The organism is Achromobacter veterisilvae (assembly GCF_900496975.1).
GTDB lineage: Bacteria > Pseudomonadota > Gammaproteobacteria > Burkholderiales > Burkholderiaceae_B > Achromobacter > Achromobacter veterisilvae.
Window position 1 is genome coordinate 117,115 of the sequence record NZ_UFQC01000006.1, and the last position, 13,747, is coordinate 130,861.

The window sequence follows — 13,747 nt, forward strand, 5'->3', positions numbered from 1 at the left end:
GCCTTATTCCGATTTTTTCTCCACGAAACCGGAAAATTGTCGACACAATGAGCAAAGTGCTGACGCTGCCGGGCGCCGCCCCGGGCGATAGCGAGACGCTTTCGGAACATATCTTCCGCAAGATCCAGTCCGCCATCGTCAAGGGCGAGATCGCCCCCGGCAGCAAGATTTCCGAACCCGAGCTGGCGCGCGTCCACGGCGTCAGCCGGGGCCCGCTGCGCGAGGCCCTGCACCGGCTGGAAGGCCAGCGGCTGCTGGTCCGCGTGCCGCATGCCGGCGCCCGCGTGGTGTCGCTGTCGCGGCAGGAACTCTCCGAACTGTACGAAATCCGCGAATCGCTGGAAGGCACCGCCTGCCGCCTGGCCGCCGAACGCATGCCCCCCGCCGAAATCGCGGAACTGCGCGGCGTGCTGGAAGCGCACGAGCGCGACGAGGCCTTCCAGGCCGGGCTCGGCTACTACGAACAGGAGGGCGATTACGACTTCCACTACCGCATCGTCAAGGGCAGCGGCAACCAGATGCTGTTCCGCATGCTGTGCGACGAGCTCTACCAGCTTGCGCGCATGTACCGCATCCAGTATTCGACGACGCCCAACCGCCCCCGGCAGGCCTATGCCGAACACCACCGCATTCTTGACGCCATCGCCGACCGCGATGGCGAGTTGGCTGAAATCCTGATGCGCCGCCACATCCGCGCATCCCGTCTCAACATCGAACAGCAGATCGCGCAGGGCAACCTGCAGCGCACCGAGGCATGAACCACTCCTACCGCAAGCCCCTGCCCGGCACCCGCCTGGACTACTTCGACACCCGCGCCGCCGTCGAGGCGATCTCGCCCGGGGCCTACGACCGCCTGCCCTACACGTCCCGCGTGCTGGCCGAGAACCTGGTCCGCCGCTGCGACCCGGCCATGCTGACGGATTCGCTGAAGCAATTGATCGAGCGCCGCCGCGACCTGGACTTCCCCTGGTATCCGGCGCGCGTGGTCTGTCACGACATCCTGGGCCAGACCGCGCTGGTGGACCTGGCCGGCCTGCGCGACGCCATCGCCGAAAAAGGCGGCGACCCCGCCAAGGTCAACCCGGTCGTGCCGGTGCAGTTGATCGTCGACCACTCGCTCGCCGTGGAATACGGCGGCGACGACCCCGACGCCTTCGCCAAGAACCGCGCCGTGGAAGACCGCCGCAACGAAGACCGCTTCCACTTCATCGACTGGACCAAGCAGGCCTTCCGCAACATCGAAGTGGTGCCGCCGGGCAACGGCATCATGCACCAGATCAACCTGGAACGGATGTCACCCGTCATCTACACGCAGGACGGCGTGGCCTTCCCCGACACGCTGGTCGGCACCGACAGCCACACGCCGCACGTGGACGCGCTGGGCGTGATCGCCATCGGCGTGGGCGGCCTGGAAGCCGAGAACGTCATGCTGGGCCGCGCGTCCTGGATGCGCCTGCCCGACATCGTCGGCGTCGAACTGACCGGCCGCGCCCAGCCCGGCATCACCGCCACCGACATCGTGCTGACGCTGACCGAATTCCTGCGCAAGGAAAAGGTCGTGGGCGCCTACCTGGAGTTCTACGGCGAAGGCGCCTCCAGCCTGACGCTGGGCGACCGCGCCACCATCTCGAACATGGCGCCGGAATACGGCGCCACGGCCGCGATGTTCTCCATCGACCAGCAGACCATCGACTACCTGCGCCTGACCGGCCGCGAGGACGAACAGATCGCGCTGGTGGAAACCTACGCCAAGACCGCGGGCCTGTGGTCCGACAGCCTGAAGAACGCCGAATACGAACGCGTGCTGCGCTTCGACCTGTCCAGCGTGGTGCGCACGCTGGCCGGCCCGTCCAACCCGCACCGCCGCCTGCCGGTGGCCGACCTGGCCGAGCGCGGCATCTCCGGCGTCGTCGAGAACGAACCCGGCCGCATGCCCGACGGCGCCGTGATCATCGCGGCAATCACCAGTTGCACCAACACCAGCAACCCGCGCAACGTCATCGCCGCCGGCCTGCTGGCGCGCAACGCCAACCGCGCGGGCCTGACCCGCAAGCCCTGGGTGAAGAGTTCGCTGGCGCCCGGGTCCAAGGCGGTCTCGCTGTACCTGGATGAAGCCGGCCTGACCGAAGACCTGGAAAAGCTGGGCTTCGGCGTGGTGGCCTTCGCCTGTACCACCTGCAACGGCATGTCCGGCGCGCTGGACCCGAAGATCCAGCAGGAAATCATCGACCGCGACCTCTATGCCACCGCGGTGCTGTCCGGCAACCGCAACTTCGACGGCCGCATCCACCCCTACGCCAAGCAGGCCTTCCTGGCTTCGCCGCCGCTGGTCGTCGCCTACGCCATCGCCGGCACCATCCGCTTCGACATCGAGCGCGACGTGCTGGGGCAGGACGCCAGCGGCCGCGACATCCGCCTGAAAGACATCTGGCCCAGCGACGAAGAGATCGACGCCATGGTCAAGTCCGCCGTCAAGCCCGAGCAGTTCCGCAAGGTCTACGCGCCCATGTTCGGCATCCAGGACCAACGCCGCGCCGCGGTCAGCCCGCTGTACGACTGGCGCCCGATGAGCACCTACATCCGCCGCCCGCCGTACTGGGAAGGCGCGCTGGCCGGCGAGCGCACCCTGCGCGGCATGCTGCCCCTGGCCGTGCTGGGCGACAACATCACGACCGACCACCTCTCGCCGTCCAACGCCATCCTGATGGACAGCGCCGCCGGCGAATACCTGCACAAGATGGGCCTGCCCGAAGAGGACTTCAATTCCTACGCCACCCACCGCGGCGACCACCTCACGGCGCAGCGCGCCACCTTCGCCAACCCCAAGCTCTTCAATGAAATGGTGAAGAACGCCGACGGCACAGTGCAGCAGGGTTCGCTGGCGCGCGTGGAGCCCGAGGGCAAGGTCATGCGCATGTGGGAGGCCATCGAAACCTACATGACCCGCAAGCAGCCGCTCATCATCGTGGCCGGCGCCGACTACGGTCAGGGTTCGTCGCGCGACTGGGCCGCCAAGGGCGTGCGCCTGGCCGGCGTGGAAGCCATCGTGGCCGAAGGCTTCGAACGCATCCACCGCACCAACCTGATCGGCATGGGCGTGCTGCCGCTGGAGTTCAAGCCGGGCGTCAACCGCAAGACGCTGGGCCTGGACGGCACCGAGAGCTACGACGTGATCGGCGAGCGCAAGCCGCGCGCCGACCTGACGCTGGTGATCCACCGCCGCGACGGCCAGACCGTCGAGGTGCCGGTGACCTGCCGCCTGGACACCGCCGAAGAAGTGTCGATCTACGAGGCCGGCGGCGTGCTGCAGCGCTTCGCGCAGGACTTCCTGGAAGCCGAATCCGCGGCCGGCGCCGACAAAAAGGCCGGCTGACCCGCATCCCTTACACCGAGACATCAGGACTGCCCCATGGCCCATGCTCCCCAGACCAAGATTGCCGCCACCTACATGCGCGGCGGCACCAGCAAAGGCGTGTTCTTCAAGCTGGACGACCTGCCCGAATCCGCGCGCGTGGCCGGCCCCGCGCGCGACGCCCTGCTGCTGCGCGTGATCGGCAGCCCCGATCCCTACGGCAAGCAGATCGACGGCATGGGCGCCGCCACGTCCAGCACCAGCAAGACCGTCATCGTCGGCAAAAGCAGCCGCCCCGGCCATGACGTGGACTACCTGTTCGGCCAGGTCTCCATCGACCAGCCCTTCGTGGACTGGAGCGGCAACTGCGGCAACCTCTCGGCCGCGGTGGGCCCGTTCGCCATCGCCAACGGCCTGGTGGACCCTGCCCGCGTGCCGCGGGACGGCACCGCCGTCGTGCGCATCTGGCAGGCCAACATCGGTAAGACCATCGTCGCCCACGTGCCCATCACCGACGGCGCCGTGCAGGAGACCGGCGACTTCGAACTGGACGGCGTGACCTTCCCCGCCGCCGAACTGCGGCTGGAATTCATGGACCCGGCCGAAGAAGGCGACGGCGGCTCCATGTTCCCCACCGGCAACCTGGTGGACGACCTGGAAGTGCCGGGCGTCGGCACGTTCAAGGCCACCATGATCAACTCCGGCATCCCCACCATCTTCCTGGACGCCGAGGCCCTGGGCTACACCGGCGCGGAACTGCAGGACGACATCAATGGCGACGCCGCCGCGCTGGCGCGCTTCGAGACCATCCGCGCCCACGGCGCGCTGCGCATGGGGCTGATCAAGACGCTGGAAGAAGCCGCCGGCCGCCAGCACACGCCCAAGGTCGCCTTCGTCGCCCGCCCCAAGGAATACGTGTCCTCCAGCGGCAAGCGGATCGGCGCCGGCGACATCGACGTGCTGGTGCGCGCCCTGTCCATGGGCAAGCTGCACCACGCCATGATGGGCACGGCGTCGGTCGCCATCGCCACCGCGGCGGCGGTGCCCGGCACGCTGGTGAACCTGGCCGCCGGCGGCGGCGAACGCGACAACGTGTGCTTCGGCCATCCGTCGGGCACGCTGCGCGTCGGCGCCGAAGCCCAGCTCGTGGACGGCGAATGGAAGGTCACCAAGGCCATCATGAGCCGCAGCGCGCGCGTGCTGATGGAAGGCTGGATCCGGGTGCCGCAGGCCGGACGATAACGGGCTGCCGGCCGCGGCGGACCGGGCGCGTCAGGATGCCTGCTCGCCCGGGGATGCGATTGTCTTCAACACTGCCGCGCCGGTCACCACCGCCTCGCCGGCGACGCTCAGTTCGCCGTGCATGAACACCAGGCTGGAAGCCGCCTGGACTACCCGCCCGCGCACTTCCAGGAACTGCCCCGCGCGGGCCGCCCTCAGGAAATGTGTATCTAGCTGCACCGTCACGCAGGCCCTGCGGCCCAGGGCCTCCCATGCGATCGCGCTCAAGGCGTGATCCAGCAGCGCCGTCAACAACCCGCCATGCACGACGCCCGCGGGATTCAAATGGCCGGCGCCTGCCAACAGGCCGTACGCCCACCCATCCGTTTCCCTGCGCGCCCACAATGGCCCGATCAGTCCGGCGAAGCCCTGCAGGGATTTCTGGCGCCAGCCGCCGGCGGCAAGCGTTTCGAAAGTGACATCCGCGTCCATGGTCCTCAGCTCCTGGCAGCCAACAGTTGCGACAGCGCGCGCGCCTCGGTCTGCAGATCCTGGGCCAGCGCATGGGCGCGGGCTTCGTCCAACTGTTGGGCCAGGCCCGCCGTGACCAGCGCATGCGTCATCCGGTCATGGCTGTCCAGTAACGGCACCGCGATCAATACGACGCCGTTGATGTAATTGCTGCGGTCCATGCTGTAGCCGTCGCAACGAGCTGCTTCCACATCGGCCTTCCATGCCGAAAACTCCGGCGCCTTATCCCAGCGCAGGGCCTTGAAGCGGCGCTCGAGCTCCTTGTCCGAGAAACCCGAGAACGCGGCCACCAGGCGGCCTGTAGCGCTTATGAAGGCGGGAAAACGGCTGCCCACGTCCACATGCAGGCTGAACGGCGAAGTCGAACGCGAGAGCGCCAGCACCACCATGTGCTCGCTGCCGACGACTTCCACGCCGATCGCGGTGACGTTGGCTGCGCTGGATAGCCTATCCAGCACCGGTTGGACCAAGGCGGGGAACGGGCTGCTTTCGATCACGCTGCGCGCCAGCATCAGCATGCCGACGCCCAGGCTGTAGCGCTTGGCGCCGGCGTCGACCTTCACCAATCCCTCCAGCACCAGCACCCGAAGAATGTGCAGGCAGGTGCTGGTCACCATGTCCAGTTCCTGCGAAATCTCCTTCAAGGTCATCGGCGCGCCGCTGCGGCCCAGCAATCGCAGGATCGCAATCGACCGCGTGACCGCGGGCACTGGACGCACGCGCGGACCGGCCGCGGATGCCTGGGGACTGGCTTCACTCATTTGGATCTCCTTTTTATTGCGGCAAGCATACCTTGAGCGCCCGCTCGCCTGTCGCAGACACTCCCATTTAAATTGTACATATACAATTGATCAACGTTATTGACAATTTTTTGAGCGGCGCGCATAGTCGCTCCAACAGACTGCCGACCCCACACAGGTGCGACGAAATGACGAAGCTGACCGAGACCACTTCTTACACGGACGCCCAGGCGCTCTGTTCTCCCGACAAGCTCTGGGAACTCTTCGACGGCAACCGTGAGCGGATGAACATCGCCCACGAATGCATCGACCGGCACGCGGACAAGGACCAGCCCGCGATCATCCTGGTGCGCACGAACGGACCGGACGAGATCTACACCTTCCGCCAGATCGCCGAAGCGTCTTCGCGCTTCGCGCATTACCTCGTCGAACAAGGCATCCGTCCCGGCTCCCGGGTGGCCGTAATGCTGGAGCCGTCGCTGCCGTTCTACGTGGCGATGTTCGGCGCCATGAAAATGGGCGCCATCGCCGTGCCGCTGTTCACGCTGTTCGGGCCGGACGGCATCCGGCTGCGCGTACAGGATTGCAGGCCCAGCATGCTGGTAACGAACGCGGAAAAAGCGCCGCTCGTGGCCGGAGACGACGGGCTGCGCGTCGTGATTGCCGACGACGCGTTCGTCGATTCGATGGCCCGCTTCCCTTCGCACTATGCCTGCGACACCCGGGCGGACGACCTGGCCATCTTCCAATACACGTCCGGCACCACGCGCGAACTGCCCGACGCGGTCAAGCATACGCACCGCGCTCTGGTCACCCTGATGCTGGCCGCGCTCTACGGCACCGGCGTGCGGCCGGGCGATCGTTTCATGTGCCCCTCGTCGCCGGCATGGGGACATGGGCTGTGGCACGGCACCCTGGCCCCGCTGGCCCTCGGCGTGACGATCGGCGCCTATGCCGGCAAGTTCAACGCCGAGCGCCTGCTGCAGGCGCTGCAGGACCATGGGATCAACAACATCTCGGCCGCGGCCACGCACTACCGCATGATGCGCAATTGCGGCGCGGCCGGCCGCTACCGCTACGGGCTGGACAAGGTGTCGTTTACCGGCGAACCCATAGACAGCGAGACCGCCGCCTTCGTGGAATCCACATTCGGACGCCCCGCGTGCAGCATGTACGGGACCACGGAGATCGGAGTCTGCCTGGTGAACTACCCCGGCGCCCCGGACTTCACGGTCAAACCCGGTTCGCTGGGCAAGCCCGTGCCCGGCCTACGGGTCGAGGTGCAGGATGCCGGCGGCGCGCCCTGCCCGCCCGGCGTCACCGGCGAACTGAAACTGTGGCGGCGCGGTACCTGGGTCGCCACCAAGGACCTGGGACGTATCGACGAGGACGGCTATTTCTGGCATGGCGGCCGGGCCGACGACGTAATCATCTCGGCTGGCTGGACGATGAGCGCCGTAGAGATCGAAGACGCCATTCTCAAGCATCGCGACGTGGCCGAAGCCGCCGCAATCGGTGTGCCGGACGCCCTGCGCGGCCAGGTCGTCAAGGCCTTCGTGGTGTCCGACCGCCCGGGCGACAGCACTTTCGCGGAAGAAATCCAGGACATCGTGCGCAGCCAGCTAGCCCAGCACGAGTACCCGCGGCAGGTGGTATTCGTGGCCGAACTGCCCAAAACGCCCGCCGGAAAGATCCATCGCAGGAAGCTGCGGGAGCAGGAGCTCGCGACCGCTGAAGCATCAACCTCAATCACCGTGCCCGCCACGCACGCATGACCAAACTCAGGAGACATCATGCTGACCACGACCAAGACAGAACGAACCTTTCCGACCATCACCGAGCGCGGCCTGGACGAGTTGCGCGAACGCATAGGCGTGAAGATCGGCGCCACCGCGGAACCGTGGTGCTATGAGGCCACGCGCGACAACATCCGCCACTACGCTCATGGCATCGGCGACGACAATCCCTTGTGGAACGACCCCGAGTACGCGGCCAAGACCCAGCACGGCGGCATTATCGCCTTGCCCAGCTTCCTGTTTTCCACCAGCCGCATCGTTTCGGGCTACGTCGGCGGATTGCCGGGTGTGCACGCCATGTGGTCGGGTGCGGACTGGACCTGGCACAAGACCGTCAAGCGCAATGACACCATCTCGACCGAGGCGCATCTGAAAGACCTGATCGAACACCAGACCCGCTTCGCGGGCCGCGCGGTGCAACAGGTCTACCATGTCGATTTCTTCAACCAGGACGGCGACAAAGTCGCCGAGGCCGATAGCTGGTGCTTCCGCACCGAGCGCGACCACGCACGCGAACAGGGCAGCAAATACAAGGAAGTCCGCGCCCGCGGAGTCCGCCGCTACAGCCCCGAGGAAATCAGGGAAGCCTACAAACTCTATGCCCAGGAAGAAGTGCGCGGCGCCACACCCCGCTACTGGGAAGACGTCAAGGAAGGGGAAGAGCTTCCCGTCATGTTCAAGGGACCCATGACCGTGACGGGCTTCATCTCCTTCGCGCAAGGCTGGGGCGGCCTGTACATCCGGGCCAACAAGCTGGCCTGGCAACTCATAGACGCCCACCCCGGCGTGGGCATCACCAACCGCTTCGGCATCCCTGACGTTCCCGAACGCGTGCACTGGGAAGAAGAATTCGCTCTGGAAGTCGGCGCTCCCGGCGCATATGACTATGGTCCCGAGCGTAATTCCTGGCTGACGCATCACCTGACCAACTGGATGGGTGACGCGGGCTTCCTGCGCAAATCGACCTGCAAAATCCGCCGCCACAACCCCGAGGGCGACATGCTGTTCTTCAAGGGCAAGGTCAAGCGCAAGTACGTCGAGGACGGCCGCCATCTGGTCGAAATCGAGCAAGAGGCGCGCAACCAGGACAACGAACTGTCTGTACTGGGTTCCGGCGTGGTCGAGCTGCCCACCCGCGGTTGACGAACCGGCCGGCCAGGCGCCGCCGCCTGCCCTGATTGCCCGCGCGCCGGCGGATCGGCCGCAAGCGCGCGGGCCATGACCAAATCGAGGTCGACGATGTCTGATTCATCGGAGCACGCTGCACACGTCCCCCACCTCTGCAACCGCGGCGCGCTGGAGGGAATTCGTGTCATCGATCTTTCCAGAGTATTGGCAGGGCCGCTGTGCACCCAGATCCTGGCCGACCAGGGCGCCGACGTGATCAAGGTGGAGCCGCCCGACGGCGACGAAACGCGGACGCTAGGACCCGCGGTCAACGCGGACGGCGACGCGGCCTACTTCACCGCCGTAAACCGGGGCAAGCGTTCTATCGCGGTGGACCTGTCGCTTGCCTGCGGCCGAGAAGCCCTTCTCGCGCTACTGGAAGACGCCGACGTCCTGATAGAGAACTTCCTTCCGGGCACCATGGCCCGATGGGGACTGGATTACGAAACCGGCCTCAGGCCCCGCTTTCCCCAGTTGATCTATTGCGCCATTTCAGGGTTCGGCGAAGACGGCCCTCTGGGCGGCCTGCCGGGCTACGACGCCATCCTGCAGGCCATGTGCGGCCTGATGAGCGTGAACGGCGCCCCCGCCGGCGGTCCGACCCGCATCGGCATCCCCATCGTCGACCACCTGACGGGCTACACCGCGCTGTCCGGCATTCTGCTGGCGCTCTATCACCGGGCGCGCACGGGCCGAGGCCAGCGCGTCGAGGCCACACTGTTCGACACTGCGCTCAGCCTGCTGGTCCCGCATGCCGCCAACTGGATGCACACGCAAAGCGTACCCGGCCTGCTGGGCAGCGCGCATCCGAATATCGCGCCCTACGACCGTTACCCCTGCCGCGATGGCGAGGTTTTCCTGGGAATCGTGAACGACAGGCAGTTCCGCAAGTTCTGCGGCTACATCGGCCAGCCGGCCCTGTCGGACGACGAGCGCTATGCCACCAACCGGCAGCGGCTTCTGCACCGGGACGCGCTGCGCGCCGCCATCGAGGCAGCATTGCATGCCCGTGAACGCGAAGCCGTCTGCCGGGACTTGATGCAGCTAGGCGTGCCCGCAGGCCCGGTCAACTCCATACCCGAAGCATTCGAGCACGCCCATACCACGCATCGCGGCATGCGCATCGAGCGCGGCGGATACCACGGCATCGGCGCTCCTATCCGGTTGTCCGAAGCCCCCGCGCGCCCGGGCCGGCCGCCGCCAGCTTATGCGCAGCATACCGACGAGGTCCTCCGGGAGGCCGGCCTCGACGACACCCGCATCGCGGCCCTGAATGAACAGGGCGCCTTGCCGCGCAGGCCTCCCCGCAAGCCGTAGCACCACGACCGCCACTCTATATAAAAAAACGAGGAGACCACCAATGAAGACACTACGCCTGATCGCCGCGCTAGCGGCGTACGCGCTGTTCGCGCAGCCCGTCGCGGCAGCCGACAGCTATCCCGTGAAACCCGTGCGTATCATCGTCCCCTACCAGGCCGGGCAAGGCACGGACGTCGCCGCCCGCTATCTGGCCGAGGACCTTGCCCGTGCGCTGGGGCAGCCTTTCATCGTCGAAAACCGCCCCGGCGCGGGAGGCAACATCGGCACGTCCGAAGCCGCCCGCTCCGCGCCCGACGGCTATACGCTGCTGATGGGCACCAATGGCACGCACGTGCTGAACCAGTACATGTACGCATCCACGGCCTTCGATCCCGAGAAGGACTTCGAGCCGATCATGCTGGTCAGCTCGTTTCCGATGGTGCTGCTGACCACGCCTGCCTCGCCGTATACCAATCTGGCGGACCTGCAAAACGCCGCCAAGGCCAAGCCCGACAGCGTCAACGTAGGCATGCCCAGCACTACCGCTCGCCTGGTCTTCGAATTGCTCAAGCAACAAGGCGTGGCCAGCCTTCGCGGTATCCCCTATAAGGGTTCGGCCACCGCCACCACGGATCTATTGGGTGGGCAGGTACAGATCGGCATCGACACCGTGAGCGCAGCCCGCTCGTTCATCGTCGGCGGCAAACTGCGGGCGCTGGCGGTGACGTCGCTAAAGGAATCGGCGCTCTTGCCCGGCGTGAACTCCGTCGCCACGCAAGGCCTGCCCGGCTTCCAGGTGATCGCCTGGAACGGACTGTACGCGCCCAAGGGCACGCCGCCCGCCGTCGTGCAAAAGCTGAATGCCGAGCTGACCAAGATCCTGGCCCGGCCGGAAGTGCGGAAGCGCTTGCTGGAACTAGGCCACGAACCAGGCGGCGGCACGCCCGGCGAGCTGGCCGCTTTCGCCCGCAGCGAACGCCTGAAGTGGGAGCCGCTGATCGTGCAGGCGGGCCTGAAGGCCGAGTAGCCCGCCCGGCTTTCTCAGCCCTTCGCCCCCGCCGCCGCCAGCAGCCGCGCGAACTCGGCCTGGCCGCCGGCGGCGGCTCCGCCTCCCAGGCCCAGCAGGAATGCCGCCAGCCAGATACGGCACGCGCCAAGAATAGGCATATCGAACACCCCCTCAATCGATCGTCTCCGGTGTCACCCGGCCATGGTTCCTAGTATGGCAACGCCGCGAGCTATCATGAAATTAATTGGCTTGATAGCTTTCAGTGGAAATCCCGATGCTCGACCCCGTCCTGCTGCGCAGCTTCGTCACCGTCGTGGACACGGGCAATTTCACCCGCGCGGCCGAATACCTGCATCTGACACAATCCACCGTCAGCCAGCACATGATCCGCCTGGAAGACAGTCTCGACTGCCGGCTGCTGGACCGGACGCAGCGCCACGTCCTGCCCACCGAGGAAGGCGGGCGCCTGCTCGGCTATGCCCGCAGCATCCTCCGCCTGGCCGAGGAAGCGCGCGAAAGCGTCGCCGCCGCGCAGGCGAGCGCGTCGCTGCGCCTGGGCGCGCCCGAAGACTTCATGGGATCGACGCTGATGCCCACGCTCGCGGCCGTGCAGGCCGCGTATCCGCTCTTGCGGGTGGAGGTCGAGGGCGGGCTCAGCCATGAGCTGCTGCGGCGCTACCGCGAAGGCGAACTGGACCTGCTCCTGGTCAAACAGTGGGAAGTCGACGCGGACTGCCACGCGCAATGGCCCGAGCCGCTGTGCTGGATCGCCGCGCGGGGCTCGCCGCCGCCCGCGCCCGACACGGCCGTGCCGCTGGTCGCCTTTCCGGCCGGCGCGCTCTACCGCCAGGAAATGACCGCCATGCTCGAAGCTTGCGGAAAGCCGTGGCACGTGCGCTTCTCCAGCCCCAGCCTGCCCAGCCTGACGGCCGCGGTGGCGGCGGGAATGGGCATCAGCCTGCTGCCGGCCGCGTGCGTCGCCCCCGGGCACCGCGTGCTGACGGCCGAAGAGGGCTACGCCGCCCCCGGCGGCCTGCGCCTGGCGCTCTATGCGCGCTCGCGCCTCAGCGACGCCGGCCATGCCTTGCTGCGCGCCCTGACGGCCTATTGCGAGCTGCGCGCCGGCGCAGTCACACCGCCGGCCGCCTGACGGCGCCGGCAGCGAACGCCGCCGCCTCGCCGACCGGCTCCCCCTTGCGGAACAGGAAACGCGGCGCGGGCGCCGCGGCGACGGCCGCCGCCGCGTTGGGCGCGGGCAGCGCCACGAAGGTGGCGTCATTGCCCGCCCGCAGCCCATAGCCTTCCAGCCCCAGCGCGGCCGCCCCCGCATGCGACGCCATGTCCAGCGCAACCGACAGATCGGCATCCGTGTAGAAACCCGAGCGGTAGCCGATCAGCATCGCCCGCTGCAGCATGTCGCCATTGCCGTAGGGCCACCAGGTGTCCTGGATATTGTCGTTGCCCGCGAACACCCGCACACCCGCCGCGCGCAGGCGCAGCACCGGCGGAAAAGCCCGGTCGCCCGGCGCGTTCGTCATGATCGCCACGCCGGCGTCCGCGAGCTTGCGCGCCACTTCGTCCAGCGCCTTCGGCCCGACGTCCCCCAGCGCATAGGCGTGGCTGACGGCGACGCGTCCCGCCAGCCCCAGGGCGCGGGTCCGCGCGGCGATGCGGGCCAGTTGCGCGACGCCCTGCATGTCCGGTTCGTGCAGATGGATGTCGATCTTCGCGCCCAGCCTGTCGGCGATGCCGAATACGCAATCGAGCTGGCCGTCGGCATCGCCGTCCAGCGTGGAAGGATCGATCCCGCCCACCACCTCCGCGCCTTCGCGCACCGCCGCCTCCAGCAGTTGCGCCGTTCCCGGACAGGACATCACCCCGGCCTGCGGAAACGCCGCCAGTTGGATATCGACGATGCCGCGCCATTTCTCCCGCGCCGCCATGACGGCGTGCAGGTTCGCCAGCCCGGTGGTGGCGTCGACGTCCACGTGGCTGCGCATCGCGACGGTGCCGAAGGCGGCTGTCTGCGCGATGAGCGCGTCGGCGCGCGCTTCGATCGGCGGCGCGCCGGCCAGCTCGCGCTTCTCGATGGCCAGCCGCTCCCGCAGCGTGGCCGCCGGCCGGTGGGGATGCCAGCGGTCGCCGACGAAACTCTTGTCCAGGTGGATGTGGCCGTCGACGAAGCCCGGCAGCACCAGGTGGCCGCGCAGGTCTATCGTGTCGGCCGGACCGAAAGCCGGCGGCTCGGCGCCAATCGCGAGGATGCGCCCATCGCGGACGGCCAGGGTTAGGGGATTGCCGTCGATTCCGACGGCATTGATGAATACGCGGTCTGTCATGGTTCGCCTTCGACTTGCCTGGCCTTCCACCTTATCGGACGGCGGCGGCGGCGGCCAATTAAGTGTCGCGATAGTCTTCAATGGAAATCGCGATACCGCGTCCAGCAGGCAGCGCGCATGCCGCCCGTCCGCTGGACTCGACACGGCTATGGTCCTATACTGCGGTCCTGCTGTAGTTCACTACGCATGCCCGCCAGGCGATACACATTGCCCGGGGGCATCCGTCACAAGGCCGCGCACAGCGGCCCGGCGCGCAACGCCGAAACACCACAACCCAGCCTTACCGGCTGCGG

General features: G+C 67.3%; 12 protein-coding genes. 8 read left to right on the plus strand and 4 right to left on the minus strand.

The genetic code is table 11. From position 1 onward, the window contains the following. The first annotated feature begins 47 nt into the window (after positions 1 to 47). From AVE30378_RS07135 to prpF, 3 genes are read left to right on the plus strand one after another with little or no spacing between them, the layout of a single operon-like run. Entirely contained in the window at positions 48 to 758 is a 711-nt protein-coding gene (locus tag AVE30378_RS07135; protein WP_129240082.1) for a GntR family transcriptional regulator, read from the plus strand. Then, positions 755 to 3,373, plus strand: coding sequence for a Fe/S-dependent 2-methylisocitrate dehydratase AcnD (acnD, locus tag AVE30378_RS07140; RefSeq protein WP_129240083.1), 2,619 nt, complete (start codon positions 755 to 757; stop codon positions 3,371 to 3,373). The genes AVE30378_RS07135 and acnD overlap by 4 nt, the downstream gene beginning before the upstream one ends. 36 nt (positions 3,374 to 3,409) lie before the next feature. Continuing rightward, positions 3,410 to 4,594 carry a 2-methylaconitate cis-trans isomerase PrpF gene (gene prpF, locus AVE30378_RS07145; RefSeq protein WP_129240084.1) on the plus strand — a complete coding sequence of 395 codons (1,185 nt, stop codon included), beginning with the start codon at positions 3,410 to 3,412 and terminating at the stop codon, positions 4,592 to 4,594. 30 nt (positions 4,595 to 4,624) lie between these two features. On the opposite strand, the gene AVE30378_RS07150 is transcribed toward prpF, so the two are convergent. After that, positions 4,625 to 5,065 (minus strand): PaaI family thioesterase, encoded by a 441-nt coding sequence (locus AVE30378_RS07150; protein ID WP_129240085.1) that lies wholly within the window; start codon positions 5,063 to 5,065, stop codon positions 4,625 to 4,627. Positions 5,066 to 5,070: 5 nt separating this feature from the next. Further along, positions 5,071 to 5,865 (minus strand): IclR family transcriptional regulator, encoded by a 795-nt coding sequence (locus AVE30378_RS07155; protein ID WP_129240086.1) that lies wholly within the window; start codon positions 5,863 to 5,865, stop codon positions 5,071 to 5,073. 167 nt (positions 5,866 to 6,032) lie between these two features. Between AVE30378_RS07155 and AVE30378_RS07160 the strand changes: the two genes are divergently transcribed. The 4 genes from AVE30378_RS07160 (at position 6,033) to AVE30378_RS07175 (ending at position 11,133) form a co-directional block, all read left to right on the plus strand. Continuing rightward, positions 6,033 to 7,619, plus strand: a complete 1,587-nt coding sequence (locus tag AVE30378_RS07160; RefSeq protein WP_129240087.1) for an acetate--CoA ligase — start codon at positions 6,033 to 6,035, stop codon at positions 7,617 to 7,619. A gap of 18 nt (positions 7,620 to 7,637) precedes the next feature. Then, positions 7,638 to 8,783: an FAS1-like dehydratase domain-containing protein gene (locus tag AVE30378_RS07165; protein WP_129240088.1), complete on the plus strand. Its 1,146-nt coding sequence runs from the start codon at positions 7,638 to 7,640 to the stop codon at positions 8,781 to 8,783. A 96-nt stretch (positions 8,784 to 8,879) separates the two neighbouring features. Beyond that, on the plus strand, positions 8,880 to 10,124 hold the full coding sequence (locus AVE30378_RS07170; RefSeq protein ID WP_129240089.1) for a CaiB/BaiF CoA transferase family protein: 1,245 nt from the start codon (positions 8,880 to 8,882) through the stop codon (positions 10,122 to 10,124). A 43-nt stretch (positions 10,125 to 10,167) separates the two neighbouring features. Further along, positions 10,168 to 11,133: a Bug family tripartite tricarboxylate transporter substrate binding protein gene (locus tag AVE30378_RS07175; RefSeq protein ID WP_129240090.1), complete on the plus strand. Its 966-nt coding sequence runs from the start codon at positions 10,168 to 10,170 to the stop codon at positions 11,131 to 11,133. A gap of 14 nt (positions 11,134 to 11,147) precedes the next feature. Here the strand turns inward: AVE30378_RS07175 and AVE30378_RS33010 are convergent, their stop codons facing one another. Further along, positions 11,148 to 11,273 carry a hypothetical protein gene (locus tag AVE30378_RS33010; protein ID WP_279636184.1) on the minus strand — a complete coding sequence of 42 codons (126 nt, stop codon included), beginning with the start codon at positions 11,271 to 11,273 and terminating at the stop codon, positions 11,148 to 11,150. Positions 11,274 to 11,389: 116 nt separating this feature from the next. Between AVE30378_RS33010 and AVE30378_RS07180 the strand changes: the two genes are divergently transcribed. Then, entirely contained in the window at positions 11,390 to 12,265 is an 876-nt protein-coding gene (locus AVE30378_RS07180; protein ID WP_129240091.1) for a LysR family transcriptional regulator, read from the plus strand. Here AVE30378_RS07180 and AVE30378_RS07185 read toward each other — a convergent pair. Beyond that, positions 12,246 to 13,454, minus strand: a complete 1,209-nt coding sequence (locus AVE30378_RS07185) for an amidohydrolase family protein (RefSeq protein WP_129240092.1) — start codon at positions 13,452 to 13,454, stop codon at positions 12,246 to 12,248. The genes AVE30378_RS07180 and AVE30378_RS07185 overlap by 20 nt on opposite strands. Between the last annotated feature and the right edge of the window lie 293 nt (positions 13,455 to 13,747).

What these genes read in the sequence shown, in the direction of transcription:
- AVE30378_RS07135 (WP_129240082.1), top strand. Translation starts at nt 48, where the DNA reads ATGAGCAAAGTGCTGACGCTGCCGGGCGCCGCCCCGGGCGATAGCGAG.
- acnD (WP_129240083.1), top strand. Translation starts at nt 755, where the DNA reads ATGAACCACTCCTACCGCAAGCCCCTGCCCGGCACCCGCCTGGACTAC.
- prpF (WP_129240084.1), top strand. Translation starts at nt 3,410, where the DNA reads ATGGCCCATGCTCCCCAGACCAAGATTGCCGCCACCTACATGCGCGGC.
- AVE30378_RS07150 (WP_129240085.1), bottom strand. Translation starts at nt 5,065, where the DNA reads ATGGACGCGGATGTCACTTTCGAAACGCTTGCCGCCGGCGGCTGGCGC.
- AVE30378_RS07155 (WP_129240086.1), bottom strand. Translation starts at nt 5,865, where the DNA reads ATGAGTGAAGCCAGTCCCCAGGCATCCGCGGCCGGTCCGCGCGTGCGT.
- AVE30378_RS07160 (WP_129240087.1), top strand. Translation starts at nt 6,033, where the DNA reads ATGACGAAGCTGACCGAGACCACTTCTTACACGGACGCCCAGGCGCTC.
- AVE30378_RS07165 (WP_129240088.1), top strand. Translation starts at nt 7,638, where the DNA reads ATGCTGACCACGACCAAGACAGAACGAACCTTTCCGACCATCACCGAG.
- AVE30378_RS07170 (WP_129240089.1), top strand. Translation starts at nt 8,880, where the DNA reads ATGTCTGATTCATCGGAGCACGCTGCACACGTCCCCCACCTCTGCAAC.
- AVE30378_RS07175 (WP_129240090.1), top strand. Translation starts at nt 10,168, where the DNA reads ATGAAGACACTACGCCTGATCGCCGCGCTAGCGGCGTACGCGCTGTTC.
- AVE30378_RS33010 (WP_279636184.1), bottom strand. Translation starts at nt 11,273, where the DNA reads ATGCCTATTCTTGGCGCGTGCCGTATCTGGCTGGCGGCATTCCTGCTG.
- AVE30378_RS07180 (WP_129240091.1), top strand. Translation starts at nt 11,390, where the DNA reads ATGCTCGACCCCGTCCTGCTGCGCAGCTTCGTCACCGTCGTGGACACG.
- AVE30378_RS07185 (WP_129240092.1), bottom strand. Translation starts at nt 13,454, where the DNA reads ATGACAGACCGCGTATTCATCAATGCCGTCGGAATCGACGGCAATCCC.